15 protein-coding genes are annotated in these 15,488 nt (G+C 54.6%); 6 read left to right on the plus strand and 9 right to left on the minus strand.

Annotated features, from left to right (window positions below; genetic code table 11):
* Positions 1–30: 30 nt before the first annotated feature.
* Both JC200_RS02530 and JC200_RS02535 read left to right on the plus strand, forming a co-directional pair.
* The gene (locus JC200_RS02530) at positions 31–828 is read left to right on the plus strand and encodes an IclR family transcriptional regulator (RefSeq protein WP_274434616.1); all 798 of its coding nucleotides are present in this window, start codon (positions 31–33) and stop codon (positions 826–828) included.
* Positions 829–1,061: 233 nt separating this feature from the next.
* Positions 1,062–2,138: an LLM class flavin-dependent oxidoreductase gene (locus tag JC200_RS02535; RefSeq protein ID WP_274434617.1), complete on the plus strand. Its 1,077-nt coding sequence runs from the start codon at positions 1,062–1,064 to the stop codon at positions 2,136–2,138.
* Positions 2,139–2,232: 94 nt separating this feature from the next.
* Here JC200_RS02535 and JC200_RS02540 read toward each other — a convergent pair whose 3' ends face one another.
* The 8 genes from JC200_RS02540 to JC200_RS02575 form a co-directional block, all read right to left on the minus strand.
* Positions 2,233–3,108: a universal stress protein gene (locus JC200_RS02540; protein ID WP_274434619.1), complete on the minus strand. Its 876-nt coding sequence runs from the start codon at positions 3,106–3,108 to the stop codon at positions 2,233–2,235.
* Between the two features lie 182 nt (positions 3,109–3,290).
* Positions 3,291–4,400: an NAD(P)-dependent alcohol dehydrogenase gene (locus JC200_RS02545; protein WP_274434620.1), complete on the minus strand. Its 1,110-nt coding sequence runs from the start codon at positions 4,398–4,400 to the stop codon at positions 3,291–3,293.
* Positions 4,354–6,612 (minus strand): acetate--CoA ligase family protein, encoded by a 2,259-nt coding sequence (locus JC200_RS02550; protein ID WP_274434621.1) that lies wholly within the window; start codon positions 6,610–6,612, stop codon positions 4,354–4,356. Before JC200_RS02550 ends, JC200_RS02545 begins: the two co-directional genes overlap by 47 nt.
* Entirely contained in the window at positions 6,605–7,486 is an 882-nt protein-coding gene (locus JC200_RS02555) for a p-hydroxycinnamoyl CoA hydratase/lyase (protein ID WP_274434622.1), read from the minus strand. Before JC200_RS02555 ends, JC200_RS02550 begins: the two co-directional genes overlap by 8 nt.
* 23 nt (positions 7,487–7,509) lie before the next feature.
* Complete coding sequence (locus JC200_RS02560) at positions 7,510–7,863, minus strand: isochorismatase family protein (RefSeq protein WP_274434623.1); 354 nt, start codon at positions 7,861–7,863, stop codon at positions 7,510–7,512.
* Positions 7,864–7,870: 7 nt separating this feature from the next.
* Positions 7,871–8,344: a flavin reductase family protein gene (locus JC200_RS02565; RefSeq protein WP_274434624.1), complete on the minus strand. Its 474-nt coding sequence runs from the start codon at positions 8,342–8,344 to the stop codon at positions 7,871–7,873.
* A gap of 5 nt (positions 8,345–8,349) precedes the next feature.
* Positions 8,350–9,531, minus strand: coding sequence for an LLM class flavin-dependent oxidoreductase (locus JC200_RS02570; RefSeq protein WP_274434625.1), 1,182 nt, complete (start codon positions 9,529–9,531; stop codon positions 8,350–8,352).
* Positions 9,532–10,311: an alpha/beta fold hydrolase gene (locus JC200_RS02575; protein ID WP_274434626.1), complete on the minus strand. Its 780-nt coding sequence runs from the start codon at positions 10,309–10,311 to the stop codon at positions 9,532–9,534. It abuts the gene before it with no gap.
* A 167-nt stretch (positions 10,312–10,478) separates the two neighbouring features.
* Between JC200_RS02575 and JC200_RS02580 the strand changes: the two genes are divergently transcribed.
* Together JC200_RS02580 and JC200_RS02585 are read left to right on the plus strand one after the other, a co-directional pair.
* Positions 10,479–10,613: a helix-turn-helix domain-containing protein gene (locus JC200_RS02580; protein WP_274434627.1), complete on the plus strand. Its 135-nt coding sequence runs from the start codon at positions 10,479–10,481 to the stop codon at positions 10,611–10,613.
* A gap of 235 nt (positions 10,614–10,848) precedes the next feature.
* Positions 10,849–11,226 carry an IclR family transcriptional regulator domain-containing protein gene (locus JC200_RS02585; RefSeq protein WP_274436450.1) on the plus strand — a complete coding sequence of 126 codons (378 nt, stop codon included), beginning with the start codon at positions 10,849–10,851 and terminating at the stop codon, positions 11,224–11,226.
* Positions 11,227–11,373: 147 nt separating this feature from the next.
* Here JC200_RS02585 and JC200_RS02590 read toward each other — a convergent pair whose 3' ends face one another.
* The gene (locus JC200_RS02590; RefSeq protein ID WP_274434628.1) at positions 11,374–12,729 is read right to left on the minus strand and encodes an MFS transporter; all 1,356 of its coding nucleotides are present in this window, start codon (positions 12,727–12,729) and stop codon (positions 11,374–11,376) included.
* Between the two features lie 659 nt (positions 12,730–13,388).
* Here JC200_RS02590 and JC200_RS02595 point away from each other — a divergent pair.
* Both JC200_RS02595 and JC200_RS02600 read left to right on the plus strand, forming a co-directional pair.
* Complete coding sequence (locus tag JC200_RS02595) at positions 13,389–14,162, plus strand: IclR family transcriptional regulator (RefSeq protein ID WP_274434629.1); 774 nt, start codon at positions 13,389–13,391, stop codon at positions 14,160–14,162.
* A 97-nt stretch (positions 14,163–14,259) separates the two neighbouring features.
* Positions 14,260–15,477, plus strand: a complete 1,218-nt coding sequence (locus tag JC200_RS02600; RefSeq protein ID WP_274434630.1) for an FAD-dependent oxidoreductase — start codon at positions 14,260–14,262, stop codon at positions 15,475–15,477.
* The last annotated feature ends 11 nt before the right edge of the window (positions 15,478–15,488 follow it).

Consider the following 15,488-nt stretch of genomic DNA (forward strand, 5'->3'; position numbering starts at 1 on the left):
GCCTGCAGCAGGTACTCAGGAGGAATGAACGTGCACAACGCCAATCGCGAACCCATTGCAACTCAGTCAGGTCGTGGCCAAGAACCACAGGGTATTCAAGCAGTCGAGCAAGGTTTCACCATCGTGCAGGCTGTGTCTGAGAGCCGGTCGCCGCTTTCCCTGACAGAGTTGTCGAGTCAGTGCGGCATGTCCAAGAGCCAACTGCACCGATATCTCGTCAGCTTGTGCCGGCTTGGACTGCTCACAAAAGGTCCGGACCTGCGCTACAGCTTGGGGACGGAAGCTATCATTATTGGTCTCCGCGCCTCCGAGCAAATAGATGTCCGAACACTTTCCGAAAGCTACTTAAACCGAATGAACGAGCGTTTCAACGAAACAGCTGCGTTGGCCGTTTGGAGTGAGTCTGGACCATTTTTCATTCGGTGGCAGGAGAGCAATCGATCGGTGAAAATCGGCATTCAAGTAGGTTCCCGCGTCACCCTCACGTCCAGTGCCACCGGAATGGTGTTCTGCGCGTTCATGCCCCGAGACCGCATCCAACAGTTACTCGCAGTCGAAAGCGCGGAAGCGAAAGTGGACCGTGTGCAGTTAGAGGAAGACCTACAGACGATTCGTGAGACAGGCTATGCGGTCACCGAAGGTGGGTTCATACCGGGCATCTCCGCCATCTCGGTGCCTGTGTTCAACCAGTTTTCTCAATTAGCCGCCGCTCTGACACTGGTCGGTGTGGTCGGCGTTCTACCGGTGGCAGTGAACTCGCCTCACGTCCAGACAATGCGGGAGTTCGGCAGAGCTTTGTCGAAAGACCTCGGTTACCTGCGCCCCTAGCGCACACTCTCATTCCCGGGTCCGACCAAATTCAGGCTTCGATCGTGAACACCCTCTCTCTTCAAATAAAATCTGAATTTTTTCAATCAGAGGTTGACACGCCGTTGCCTTCATCCGTAGAGTGAACATATCGACGATTGCGTGAATCGTGTTCACGATTGTTGAACTTATTGTCGGGAGCCACTAACGAAGATGCCTCGACTCGGCTTGGCATATTTGACGGGGGGATGTACATGAAGTTCGGCTACTTCACACTTACCGATAATCCGGAAGGGTACGGAGAGGAACGGCGTGATCCGAATCAAGTCATTACGAACCTGGTTGAACAGGCTGTGTACGCGGAAGAACTCGGCTTCAATTCGGTATGGGTCCCTGAGCACCACTTCGGGCTTTTCGGCGTTTTGCCGTCACCCTCGATGTTGCTCGCTCACGTAGCAGGGCGGACAAAACGCATCCAGTTGGCCCCGGCAACCGTCCTCTTGCCGACCAACCACCCGATACGCATGGCCGAGGACTACGCGCTGCTTGACGTGCTGAGCAACGGACGGTCTCTGTTTTCCGCTGGACGTGGCTATGACAAGCGCGAGTACGACGCGTTTGAAGTCGACTTTAACAACAGCCGCGAGATCTTCTTCGAACAACTCGACATCATCCAAAAGGCTTGGCGAGAGGGTACCTTCTCATTCAGTGGAAAATACTACAACATCCCGGAAGTCACGCTGGTGCCGCACCCCGTGCAGGAGCCGTATCCGCCGATTTACGTGGCGTCGTTCAGCGCCCCGTCGTTAGAGCGGGCAGCGGAAATGGGCGAGAACGTGATCTTTGCTCCGTTTGCCGCCACAATGGTGTTCGGTAGCGTCCACAACGCCGTCGCGCAGTTTCACGAACTCTCGCAGAAACACGGCTATGAAGGCAAGAACGCACGTTGCTCTTACTTCCTCAACGTCTGCGAATCAAAAGCAGACGTCGAAGCCACAAAGGAGCGCATGCTCAAGTACTTCCGCGGGCTCGTGCCAGCCTTCCCGTCCGATCCGGCTACCGCCCCACCCCACATCCGCTACTTCGTCGACATTGTCAAGCGTCTTCAGTCGATGCGCACTACAGATCTCAGCGAGCAGACAATCATTGTCGGCGATGCCGACTACTGCGTCGAGACACTGAAAAAGGTGGAGGAGTCTGGGGTTGAAGAGGTCATCATCTACTTCGATTTCGGAGGTTTGGGGCACACAGAGACAATTGCTTCGATGGAACGGTTCGCGAAGCACGTACTTCCGCACTTTCACGCGAACGCAGCGACGGCCTTGGCCTAATTCCGTTCCATTGCGTCACAACATCAGCGGCGGCGCCCCCGACAGAGTTCGAGGGCGGGTTGCCTTCCACGCAGAACTCACGAAACGCAGTTGATCAAATCTGTTCCACGACTTGGGTGTGCAGAGCGTTTAGCATCCTCCCGAATGGGTGGTTGACGACGACGATGGGCACTTGCGTTCGACTCATGACGGCCTTGCCAACACTTCGGACGATATACCGAGTCATGCTGTCAGGTCGGTGACTTCCGACAACAACCATGTCCACGCGCTCGTGGACGGCTACGTCACTGATGGCTCGAATAACAGGTCCCTCGCAGGTCAACACGTGATGCCGCACTTCTGAGTTGGAAAACGTCGATTTCATAAGTCGACGTACAACACGGTTTGTTCGGTTTTGTTCACACTGATAGTGTTCAGACGGAAGGGGTGCACCGGGGTACACTCCATCGTCAGTGACGTACAAACTAAACAATTCAGCATAGGGAAGTGCATTCATCAAAGTTTGTACAAACTGAAACGTCACAGCACTGTCCATCACGCCGTCTGTTGCATATAAAATTTTGCGGAACTTGCGCAGGTCAATCCGAGGATGGGCCGGCAAATTGGGCACCACCATCACGGGTACTGAAGTTTTACGAAGAATGTCCGGATAGACTCGAGAAGACGCAGTCCTGTTCCACACCGTACCTTTGTTTTCGCTGACGACAATCATTGTTGCATCGAGTTCTGTAGCGAGGTTGCTCACGGCCTCGACAAGATGACCGCAAACGGGATAAAAGCTCATACGGTTTGCAGCAGCTACCGTAAACAGAACCCTCACGCCCGAGAGCATTTCCTCGGCTGTTAATCCAAAGTGATGGTCATCGTAGGCGACCACAAGCTCAACTTCTGCCCACTCGTCCAATAGCATGTTCGCCACCTGCGCAGCCGCTACTGGTGAACCTTCAAGCGCGACGAGAATTCTCTCCATGAGTCTCCCCCCTCAGGATACCACTTCCATTAGATCAATCCTAAGGACAGGGATGACTTAGCAACAGGCTCTAAAGAATCATCTTTATCAGCAACTTACGTAGTCAACACCGTGACAAAATGACTAGTTATTTGGGACCAAAGACGGTCTTATGAGCCGGACTCAACATTGAAATCGGCCGGTTATTCCGGAAAAATCAACACAGGCTTGATGGTCAGTCCTGCCTCCATATCCGCGACAGCTTCGTTGACCTGCTCGAAGTCATAAAATCGAATCAGCCGGTCAAACGGGAAGTCACCCCGCTGGTACAAATCAATGAGTTGCGGAATAAACACCTCTGGGACGCTGTCGCCTTCGACGACGCCAGTGAGTGTGCGTCCGAATAGCAAAGTGTTCATGTCGATAGAGGCCTTTGTCCCTAGCGCCGTCCCCCCGACCAGTACTGCCGTCCCCCCCATCCGCACCGAGGCAACGCACGATTCAAGGATGTTCGGACTCCCGACAGCGTCGATTGCATAGTCGAAGCCACCTCGTGTTTGGTTTACAAGCGTCTCCGTGACTTGTCTCCCGGTTTCAAATTCTGCCGCATTGAGTACGTGTGTCGCTCCCAGTTCCCTTGCCAAAGCCAACCGTTCCGGGTTCAAATCGATCACAGCAATCACGTCCAACTGGCGCGTGCGACCGGCCATGACCGCGGACAACCCAACGGTTCCACAACCAAATACGACCAGTGACTCGCCGGGTTGGCAATTGAGGCGATTGAGCACAATGCCACTGCCTGTTTGCACGCCGCACCCAAGCGGCGCCAAGGTTCGCAAGGGCAAGCTCGAGTTCACCAAAACCAGGTTTCGGTCCGGAACCACCGCATAGGCTCCAAATGACGACTGCCCAAAGAAAGTCGACACTGCCTCTCCACCCAAGTGAATCCGATGTGTTCCATCTGGCATGGTGCCAGCGAAGTTGAGCTCATACATATCGCTGCAAAGATAAGGCGCGCCGCCCCTGCAGTTCCGACAGTGGCCACAGGACCCATAAGACATGATGACGTGGTCGTTTGGTTTCACCCGCGTGACGCCGCGCCCGACCTCCACGACAACTCCCGCACCTTCATGGCCCAGCACAGCGGGTAAGGGAACCGGCTTAGCCTGGTCACGTACGCTGAGGTCTGTGTGACAAATCCCTGACGCTACCAATTTAACCAGTACCTCATGCGCCCCCGGCGCGTCGAGTTGTACTGTTTCAACTTCAAAGGTTGCCCCCTTGGCATGTGTTACTGCTGCCCTTACATTCACCTGCTTGGCTCTCCCTTCCTTCCAAACGCACTCCCAGAATCACAGCATCCAACACTTGAACCCCCTGCCCCGCTCGGTACACAACCACCGGATTGAGGTCAATCTCAGCAATCTCAGGATTCGTACAGATGAGCTGACCGACTTTCTCAACCACCACTGCCAGCGCCCTCACGTCCATGCGCCCGCTCCCACGCGTACCCGTCAGCAGTGGAGCTGCCTGAAGCGACAAGATTTCTCGCTCGATCAGCTCGACAGGTAACCCGGGCTGTAGCAGGCGAACGTCGTGCAGCAGTTCAATCCACACGCCACCCATCCCGACCATCAACACCGGTCCCCAGGTTGAGTCTCGCTTCGCTCCGACCACCATTTCCGCTCCGGGCTTTGCCATGCGCTCGACCAGGACACCATCTAGGTGCACATTCGGACAAGCACTCCCCACATTCTGCATCAACTGACGCCAGTTCTCCCTAAGCGCCGCTTCGTTTCCGATCCCGACGATGACCCCACCAACATCACTCTTATGCAAGATGGATGGCGCCTGGATTTTGAGCACCAGCGGGTACCCGATGCTCTTCGCCAGCTCTACGGCCTCATCTGCCGTCTGGCAGAGTCCTCCTAGCGGAGTCGGGATGCCAAGTGCGGCAAGCATCCCTTTACCCTCGTGCTCCATCAGACTGCCGCTTGGCGGAACCAGTATCGTTTGGGCGGGCACCTGGACACCTGGCACACCCGCCGATTTCGCGTTGCCGCTCGCTGTGTCGTCTAAGGCTTCACGCGACCGGAGTTCCGCCAACCATCTCGCATGCTGCACGACTGCGGTCATCGCGCGCATTGCGCGCTCTGGCGAACGAAAGAGTGGCACGTGGTGTTGACGCAATGTTGGCACAAGTTCTTCCGAGAGGGGTGAGCCCTCGCCCATGATAACGAATACAGCCGGCTTGCTCGCGCCATCAACAGCAAGAAGTACCCCCTTAGCTTTGCGCAGAGCAATCTGCAAAGAGCCTGGCAGCACCACAACCATCAGACTGCCGACAGCTTCGTCGTGGAGCAGCGCCGCCGCCGTTTCCGTGTATAAACTCATCTCGCTGAGAGCTTGCGCTGTGATGTCGAGTGGATTCGACGACGTCGTATAGGAGGGCATGACCTCATTCAGTCGCTGGCGTGTTGCAGAGGACAAACCTGGCAGTTCGAGTCCGATTGCGTCTGCGTAATCGAGCGCGAACCCCTTGAGGGCACCCGAATCGGTTAAAATTCCTGGACCAGCCGTCGGCAGTTGCACAAAACACGTCAGCATATGGGCCACGTCGACCAGGTCCTCCATCGTCTCGACTACGATGACGCCTTCTGCCTGAAGCAAGGTCTTAGCGATACGCACGTCTTTGACCATGGCGCCTGTGTGCGACTGCGCTGCTTCCCTTGAGGCTGCACTTCGACCGGAGTGCAGCAAGACGATCGATTTGTTGCTCAAACGCGCACGCCTTGCCAGCGCCAGAAAACGTTGCGGATTGCGAATCTGTTCGACATACATTGCAACCGTCTTGGTGTCGCGGTCTGTCACCAAATACTCAAGGTACTCTTCTACCCCGAGGCCAGCCTCATTGCCGGTAGAGATGGCGTAGGAAATCGGTACTCCTTTCGCCTGACTCATCTCCCGCAAGTTCGACATCATGCCACCACTCTGGGTCAAAATAGCAACCCCAGGCTCATGTCCGGTCGGCGTATGCTGGAGACCGGGCGCAAATGTGACGGGCACACCGTCCACAAAGTTGGTGAGCCCCATACAATTTGGCCCGGCGACAGCCATGCCGTGTTGTTCGGCAATGCTCACGACTTCATCCTGTATGCGCTGACCCAGCGCTCCAGCCTCGGCGTAGCCGGCACCATAAAGAACAACGACACCAACCTTGCGCCGTGCGCACGCGGTCACCGACTCTACGGCAGCACTTGCCGGGACGCAGAGCACTGCAACATCGATACCTTCAGGAAGTTCGTCGACGGAACGAACACAGGCGTGCCCGTCGACTTCATCGCGACTGCGACTCACCAACCACGTCTCAATCGCACAGCCAAAGTTCTTAAGATTATTCCACACGCCAAGACCTGGCGACCCTGGCGTAGAAGAGACGCCGACGATGGCCAGCGATTTCGGGCGCAGCAACCGTTCGACGCCGACCAAGTGTCTAATTGCGGGTGCGGCTTCTTGATTACTCACGACTGTAGCTCCCCAGACCCGGACGGTAGCTCCCCAGACCCGGACGGTAGCTCTTTTCGTCCAAAAACTGGGTCAGCCCCCTACTGCGCCCGCGTTCCGGATCCGTCGTGATGGCCTGTTGCTGCTTTGCGAACAGGTATTCTTCAGCCGTATCCCAAGACATCTCGCGCGAGTACTTGTACGCCATCTTTGCCGCGTTGACAATGTGCAAGTTCTTCCCGAGCAAAAGCTTCGCTAACTCCGTCGTCCGGGCAGCCAATTGAGCAAGTGGGACAGACTCGTTGACTAGGCCAATCTCGGCGGCGCGCTGCCCATTGAAAGTTTCACCAGTCATGATGTAGTAGAGTGCGTTGCGTTGACCGACCAAAGCTTCGACGGCTTTTGTGACATTCCCGGCGGGAATGATGCCCCAGTTGATCTCGGACAAACCAAACACCGCCTCGTCTGCAGCGATGGCCAAGTCGCACGCAATCATGGGCGTCAAGCCTCCACCGAAACACCAACCGTTCACCATCGCGATTGTCGGTTTTGGGTAGTACATGAGTTTACGCCACTGCCAGTACGTTGCTTGACGACGAATCCGCATCACCTCGTCGTAACGGTTCTCATCAATGTCGCGGAAGTACTCCTTTAGATCCATTCCAGCCGAGAACGCGTCTCCTTCACCGGTCAACACCAGAACCTTGCAGCGGTCATCTGCTTCCAGAGCCTCTAGAACAGCCAACATGTCGCGGTTCAGGTTCGGACTCATCGCGTTTTTCTTACTAGGGCGGTTGAAGTAAACCCAAGCGATGCCGTCCTGAAGCTCAACTCGCACATTCTCGTCGGCAAAATTTTCACGCTGCGTAGCGAAGTTATTCTCATCCTGCACCATCGTCAAACGCCTCCATATCATGTTCATACGCCTGGCGTCCGTGGTCTTCCACCAATGCTCTCTGCACCAATTTGCGCCATCAGTTCCCTGAGGTTCATGACGTGCGCGAAACGGTGGCCAAGACTGGTGTACACGGCGCCGGCTAGTTCCTCAGCCGTAAACTCTCCAAACCCAATGTCTGAGTGGTGACGTGTCGTATTCAGGCCGATTGGGAGAAAGACGCGAAAACCCCGGAAGAACGCGTCACGAACGGTGGACTCACAACAGACGTTGAGGACTGTGCCCACGACAATTAATGCATCAATCGCTCGCCCGCCAAGGGCTCGTTCCAACTCATCCGCCTCCAGTGTGAGAGCGGCGCCACACCCGGGTTCCACCGCCCCCTCATGAACGCACTGCAGTCAGGTACTTGCCACGCACGAAGAGCAGCGGATCGCCTTCAGTTATCTGTCCGTACACCACGTGGCCAACGAGGATCATATGGTCTCCACATGGGATTCGGTCGTACACCTCGCAGTCAAAATAACCTAGTACGTCGGGGAGAATCGGGCTGCTCGTCACTCCACTTTGGTAGCTCAGCCCTGCAAACCGGTCGATGTCCTTGGCGGCAAACGTACGAGACAGACTCTCCTGCTGATCGGTCAGGATATTCACCGCGAAGCCGTGTACGTTGGTAAAGTCATCGAACAAACTCGCGCTTTGGGCCACTGTCACCAGTACGAGCGGCGGGTCTAGGGACAGTGCGGTAAAGGAGTTAACAGTCATGCCAACAGGTTTCCCAGCCGAGTTGATAGCGGTGACGACCGTGACGCCTGTTGCAAAAGCTCCTGCGATGTTGCGAAATTGCCGTGGGTCCAAAGGGTTCACTCCGTTCCGTAGGTATGGACATATTGAGGGTCTGCTTGTTCGGCTTCGCAAAGCGGCCGCAAGTATGGCATCACCTCACGCGCGAACATCTCGATGTTGCGCAAGGCCAGGTGGTGGGGCAAAGTGCCAAACTGGAGCATGACTAGCAAATTGCCAAAGCCGATTTCCTTCTGGTACTCTGCAAACCGCTGCCGGACTGTTTCAGGGGTCCCCACCATGACGTAGCCCTTAACGACCAAGTCTTCGAACGATAGGTAGCCAGTACCCAACCCTTTCTTGTTCGCCACGACACGACTCATTGACTCAGGTGTCAGGTAACCTGGGGGAAAGAACACCTGCGGAGCCATCTTGAATACGTCGTTAAAGAGGTACTCCATTGGTTCTTTCGCCTCTGCCATCGCCTGTTCTTCTGTGCCGGCCATGTGCACAGGGAGTGCCCAGCCCATTTGATGCGGACTCGCAGTGTAGCCGTAGCGCTCTGTCGCTGCTTTAAACTGGTTAAACACCCGGCGCACCGAGTCGATTGAACTATACGTTTGCAGATAGGTGTAATGCTTCTTTGCCACCCAATCTATCGTTTCGACGCTGCCTTGAGACGGGATCCAAATCGGGGGATGTGGCTGTTGTAGCGTTCTCGGCCATGGGTTGACATAGCGAAACTTATAGTGTTTTCCGTAGAATTCGAACGGTCCGGACTCAGTCCAAGCGCGGATAATGAGGTCGTGCGCTTCGTTGAAACGCTCTCGCGACTGGGTCGGGTCCATGGAAAAGGAATGATACTCGGGTCCAATGCCACGAACAAAACCGGAGATAATCCGACCTTTGCTGAGTAAGTCAAGCATGGCGATCTCTTCAGCAATCCGTTGCGGATTCGCACGCAGCGGAATCGCATTGCCGAGAATCGCAATTTTGACACGTTTCGTTCGAACGGCCAACGCAGCCGCCATGATGTTCGGAGACGGCATGTTGCCGTACGCGGTTTGGTGGTGTTCGTTGATGCACACACCATCGAAGCCTAGACGCTCTGCGTACTCGTACTGGCTTAAATAGTCTTCATAGAGTTCTGCCCCAATTTCCGGGTCGTGCTCAGAGCGAGGGTACGTCACCCACGCCTGTGGGTATGGATTGTCTTTGGGAACGTTCGGCCACGGCATCAAGTGATGGAAAAAGAACTGCACTCAGCGCACCCCCTGTTGGATGAAATCGCGTATCAACGACACACACTTGTCGGCCTGTTCTTGGGCCGGCAAGTGACCGCATTCAGAAATCACGCAGAGTTGTGCGTCGGATAACAGTTCGACGTACGCCTCGCCAATGGCAGGGGGAAAAATTTTGTCCTGCTCGCCCCAGACTAAAAGCACTGGCATCGTGACCCGGTGGAGACGGTGACGCAACTGAGGACGATGAAAATAGGGGTTCCAAGCCAGATGTGCTACGGTTGCGCGGTTGCGATACTGGATAGCTACGTCGTCGGGATGCGTCGAAATCGCTCGCAAACGCCGCGCGGCGAAATCGGGGTCGTAAAACATCGCGGTCAGGTGCTCTGCACTGTCCATCATGAACGTGTCTGGCACTTCAACGCCCTCAACTCGCAGTCCAGCTGCACCCATCAGCACGAGCTTATCCATTCTGTGCGGTGCTAGCGTAGCAATCTCCAGCGCAAGCCATCCTCCCAGTGATGAGCCGACGAAGTGCGCTTTTGCAATACCCAGAGCATCCAAGAAATCTAGATAGTGAAAGGCGAGGTCTTCGATCGACTCGACATACGGCAAATCTCCGCTCTCCCCAAATCCAGGGTGCTCCGGCGCATAGACGTGGTACTCGGCAGACAACTGCTCTAAGAACGGCAGCCACTCGCCGCCACCCGAAGCACCATGCAGGTAAATCAACGGTTCGCCGGTTCCGGACTCTAGGAGACGAACTCCTGTACCGCGGACACTAATCTGTGTTGCGTTCAAGTTTCCCCACACCTCCACCGAAGAACTTCATCTTGACATTCGGGACACTGTCCCCGATATTACCGATAACACTGCCGAGCTAATGTGTTAAATCTTCAGAAATCAATTGCGTGGTTACTCATTCATGTACAATGCGAGATGAAATTTACCTTTGACGAGGTGACGACATGACTTCCGAGCAAGAACGGGTTCGCAACGTAGATGCCGCCATCGAAATCATTCAGTACCTCGCTACCCCGGTTCATCGACTTGGCGTTCGGGAGACAGCACGAATGATTGATCTACCGAAAAGCACAGCTTAGCGAATTTTAAACTCTCTCTCTGCACACGGCATGGTCAAACTAGACGACGCGACGCGTCAGTACGCGTTAGACTTTGGCATTGTAAAGTTGTGCCACGGTTTTCTGGATGGGAACGACGTCGTCTCTGCCGCTACACCAGTCCTACGAACGCTGCGCGATGAGACCGGGGCTTCAGTTGTGCTGAACGTCCGAGCAGGTCTGCAAATTATCACTGTGCTTCAGTTCCAGAGTCCCGATCCGTTGCGATGGTCGATGCGTCGGTGTCCCCTACCCACTCAACTCTGGCGCTGGCGGCAAGTTGTTAGCTGCCGTCTCGCGGCTCTCGGATGATGAACTCCTCCAGGGCTTTGACCCTCAGTTCGCATCAGGCTCGAACGCACAAGACTTTCTCGCACAAATAAATACGGTACGAGAACAAGGCTACGCCTACAGTCACGGTGAAATGAACCCAGGAGTGGTGGCCCTGTCAGTGCCAATTCGCAGTCACAATGAGGTTGTGGCGGGCATTGGCTTATTTGACCTCGAGAACCGCATGACAGACGAAGTCGTGCGCGAGCGGTTGGCAAACATGAAACAATCCGCGCAGGAAATCGAGTGGATGCTGTCGCCCTAAACCAGCTATCTGCATATTGCCAGTGAAAAAGGGCCAAGAAGATGCGCCGCGTGCCGGTGGTCGGGGATGGCCATCCCCATCTCCGACTGCGGCGCACCCGTGTCGATAGCGACTTCTCTACTTTGCCTCGCTCGGTCAATAGAACACTTAGGACGCCGATACAGTTGAAGCTGCCGACGTCACTTCCTCGTAGTCCTTGGTCTTCAAAGGAATCATAGCGAAAGCTGCAACGACAGAAGGAATCGCCGCAATCATAAACATTTGCGTCGGGCTTCCAAGCGCCGGCAGGATGAGACCGCCAAGCGTCGGACCGATGATCGACCCAATGCGTCCGACGCCAAGCGCCCAGCTGACACCAGAAGACCGAACACTGGTCGGGTACACCGAAGCAGCAAGGCCGTTGATTCCGAACTGCGCCCCAACAAACAGCAGACCCGCGATGAAGATAAGCGTCAACAGCACAGCAGCATTCGACACTAGGCTAATGAGAACTAGGGCCACAGCGTTGAGTAGGAAGGCCCAGATGAGGATGCCCTTCATACTCCGCTTATCGCCGTAAATCCCAATAATGATGCCGCCGACGGCGCCGCCGCCTTCCAGCAGTGCAATGGCAATCAAGGTCTGAGACAGCGGGAATCCCACTTTCGCCAAGACCGTCGTCAGCCACTGGGTGACGAAGTACGTAATGAACAGATTCATGAAGAACACAATCCAGAGCAAGATTGTGTTGCCCATAAAGCCCTTGCTCACCAAGTGCGCCACAGGGACGCCATCGAGTTTTTTCTCCGGCAGATAGAAATCGGATGATTCCGAAAATGATGAGCCAGGAACCACTCGATTAAGAACCTTCGCAATGCGCGGTGCGGGCCTGTTGCGGACAACAAGGAAGCGTACTGACTCTGGACAGGTGAAGGCGAACACCACGCCGAGAATGATGGGGATGATGCCTCCGATGTAAAACATCGACTGCCATCCGCCTGTGGGCATGACTGCAGTCGCAATCAAGCTCCCTACCACGGCTCCAACGGGAACACCGATGAACATAACCGATACCATCGTCTTATGCCAACGCTTAGGCGAATACTCAGACGTGATGGCGATGATGTTCGGCATCGAGCCACCTAAACCGAGACCTGTCAAAATGCGAAAGACCAACATCGTATGAATGTCATGAGATGTGACGGTCAAGAGAGAGAACAGTCCAAATGCAAAACAGGAGTAGATGACCACAATCTTGCGTCCAACTCGGTCAGCAATTGGGCCGGAGATGAGCGCCCCAATCATGAGCCCAAACAGACCTGCAGAAAAGGTCGGACCCAGTTCGGCAGGCTTTAAATGCCACAGTTTCGCGAGTACAGGCGCGACAAAAGACATTTGCTGAAGGTCGAAACCATCGAGCGTCGCTACGAGTCCACAGACGACTATGATTAAGATTTGCATACTGCCCACACGATTATTGTTGATTAATTCTGACACATCAACTCGCTTAGTTGCCGTCGACATACTTCCCTCTCCCCCACTTCATGACTGAAATCACGTCATGCAACCACCAGTAATCTCGTACAAAATTTTTTAACCTCACCCCCGTTCACGATACGTTGCCGCAATTCACAATTATCAAAGTTTGTAGTGCGAGTATATAAAGGCATGAAAGCCCTGTCAAGACCGCGCACAGTCAATCTCCAACACAAATCAGGCACAATTTGGTCAACTGAATGTAATGTCGTCTTTACTGTGCAGCCTATCCACCGTCGATGCCAGGCGACATGTTCATTGAGCAGATTCGAGGTTGCAAAGGACGTGCTGCCAACTTTGCAAGCACACACAGTCAGTGCAGTTCCCGCGGCCAAAGAGTTTGTCTAGGAGCACGGTTTCATCATCAAACCTCATTCCAAATGGCGTTTTGATCCCGTTTCACGCGCTGGCGGCAGCTTATAGTAGAGATGACACTGCCCCTAGACACCCTTTTTTCTCCACTCCTTGCACTTTGCTCCCTCTCGTCGACTGCAAGCCCCGATGGGGCACAAAACCAGCCCTAGATAAAATTTCTGAAACCTTGACGCGATTCTGTGTATAGTGTTAGGATTCAATAAATTGCAACCATACGTGCTGTTTGTTCACGTACCGTTATCACCGTGTGAGTTTGAGGGGGACAGGGCGTTTTGCGAACAGAAGACGATGCTGACATGAACCGCAGAATCCAATCCGTCGAAGTCGGATTTTCCATCCTTCGCGCCGTGGCTGATCATAAGCGGTCCATGACGCTCAGTGAGCTGTACACGACCACGGGCCTGCACAAAAGCCAACTGTACCGCTATCTGAATTCATTCGTGCGACTCGGCGTACTCATTCGCTACGACGATGAAATTCCAAAGTGGTTATTGGGGCCGGAGTTAATCGCACTCGGAGGCGCTGCGTTCGACGAAATTGACATCGCTAAGCAAGCCGGCGCCAAGATGATTGATCTGCGCAATCGAATTAACGAAACCGTCGCCTTGAGCATTTGGCGCGAGCGTGGCCCGTTCTTCCTGAGGTGGGAAAAGAGCAACAAGACCGTCAATGTCGGCGTGGACACAGGGTCCTACGTCCCCCTCTACACTGCCACTGGTAAGGTCTTTCGGGCCTTTCTACCGGAAGAAGTGACGGACCCATTCTACCTAGATCTCGTCGACAAAGGCACGATTTCACCGGAGGCGTACAACTTAGAAGTGGACTCGGTGCGTAAAACCGGTCTATCAATGACAGAGAGCAGCATCAATTCTGCGACAACCGCCTTAAGCACCCCCATTTTTAATGCACTGGGACAACTGGCTGGAGCCCTCAGCATTATCGGCCTGCGCGGCGTACTCAACACAGCGCCCGATGGTCAAGCAGTCGCCGCTTTGAAAGAAACAGCAGAGGAAATTTCCTACCGCATGGGATATCGGCTGCGGTAGCCGAACCGTACGGTTCAACTGTTATCGTGAAATCTCGCAACCCTGCTATAAATTTTCGCGGGGCAAAACCCCACAACGACGAGGAGTGGCAAACTACATGTTGAAAGAACCAGTCATCATTGCGGGAGCCGGTCCTGTTGGGCTCACCATCGCCGAAGCACTGTCGCAAAAGGGAATAGACGTCATTGTACTGGAAAAGGACGATTTGCCGGGGAAAGAGTGGCGCGCATCGACCTTCCATGCAGCGACCATGGAACTGCTCGAACCATTTGGAATCGCTGATGAGCTGTTAAAGGTCGGGCTGAAGGCCGACCATATTCACTACCGTGACCGCAAGACCGGTTTGTACGCGGATTTTGACTGCAACTTGCTGAAGAACGACACCAAGTACCCGTTCCGCTTGCAGTGTCCGCAATCGACCTACGTCCAGATTGTCTACGCGAAGATAACAGAACGCGACAACATTGAGGTGCGGTTGAACTCGAAGCTGGTGGACATCGAGCAGGACGATGTCGGCGTTACCGCCACTGTCGAAGGTCCAGACGGGACTTACAAACTTCGCGGTTCCTTCCTCCTCGGAGCCGACGGCGGTCGGAGTACCGTTCGCCACCTGCTCAACTTCAAGTTTGAAGGCTATACCCTCGAAGAGAGGTTTCTGCTCGTAGGGACAACGCGCCCATTTGACCAGTACCTACCCGACCTCGCCTATGTGAACTACGTGTCGGACCCAGAAGAATTTTTGTTCATCCTCCGAGTTCCTGGCGCGTGGAGACTGCTGTGGCCCGTCCCCCCTCACATCTCTGACGAAGAAGCATTATCGGAAGCCAATGTACAAAAGACGTTCCAGGCAGCGCTCAACACCACTGACACGTTCCCTGTTGTGGAGCACATGATTTATCACGTTCACCAGCGTGTGGCAGAAAAGTTCTATAAAGGGCGTGTCGTACTGTTGGGCGACGCCGCACACGTCAACAGCCCACTCGGAGGCCTTGGGTTAAACAGCGGAATTCACGACGCCATTGACTTGAGCCACCGCATGCTGCGCATCTTCGGAGAAAACGGTCAAAACGTGGACGCCGAGTTTGAAACGTACGCGCAAGCCCGACGCGCTGTTGCACTGAAGTACGTCCGGAGCATCAGTGAAAAGAACACCAAAGTTATGACCGAAAAAAAAGAAGAGGAGCGCCTACAACTGCAGCGGGAAATGGCCGAGACAGCTGCCGATCCACAAAAAGCTCACCAGTGGCTGTTAAACTCGTCCCTCCTGTTGAGCGTTCGGGATCAGGGAATTGGCAAAGCACCACAGGTGTCCTAACCCACAGACTC

Source organism: Alicyclobacillus sp. ALC3, assembly GCF_028751195.1.
Taxonomy (GTDB): Bacteria; Bacillota; Bacilli; order Alicyclobacillales; family Alicyclobacillaceae; genus Alicyclobacillus_L.

Excerpts from the sequence above, each read along its gene's own strand:
- JC200_RS02555 (WP_274434622.1), bottom strand. The coding sequence starts at position 7,486 with ATGGTGCAGGATGAGAATAACTTCGCTACGCAGCGTGAAAATTTTGCC.
- JC200_RS02540 (WP_274434619.1), bottom strand. The coding sequence starts at position 3,108 with ATGGAGAGAATTCTCGTCGCGCTTGAAGGTTCACCAGTAGCGGCTGCG.
- JC200_RS02590 (WP_274434628.1), bottom strand. The coding sequence starts at position 12,729 with ATGTCGACGGCAACTAAGCGAGTTGATGTGTCAGAATTAATCAACAAT.
- JC200_RS02580 (WP_274434627.1), top strand. The coding sequence starts at position 10,479 with ATGACTTCCGAGCAAGAACGGGTTCGCAACGTAGATGCCGCCATCGAA.
- JC200_RS02600 (WP_274434630.1), top strand. The coding sequence starts at position 14,260 with ATGTTGAAAGAACCAGTCATCATTGCGGGAGCCGGTCCTGTTGGGCTC.
- JC200_RS02535 (WP_274434617.1), top strand. The coding sequence starts at position 1,062 with ATGAAGTTCGGCTACTTCACACTTACCGATAATCCGGAAGGGTACGGA.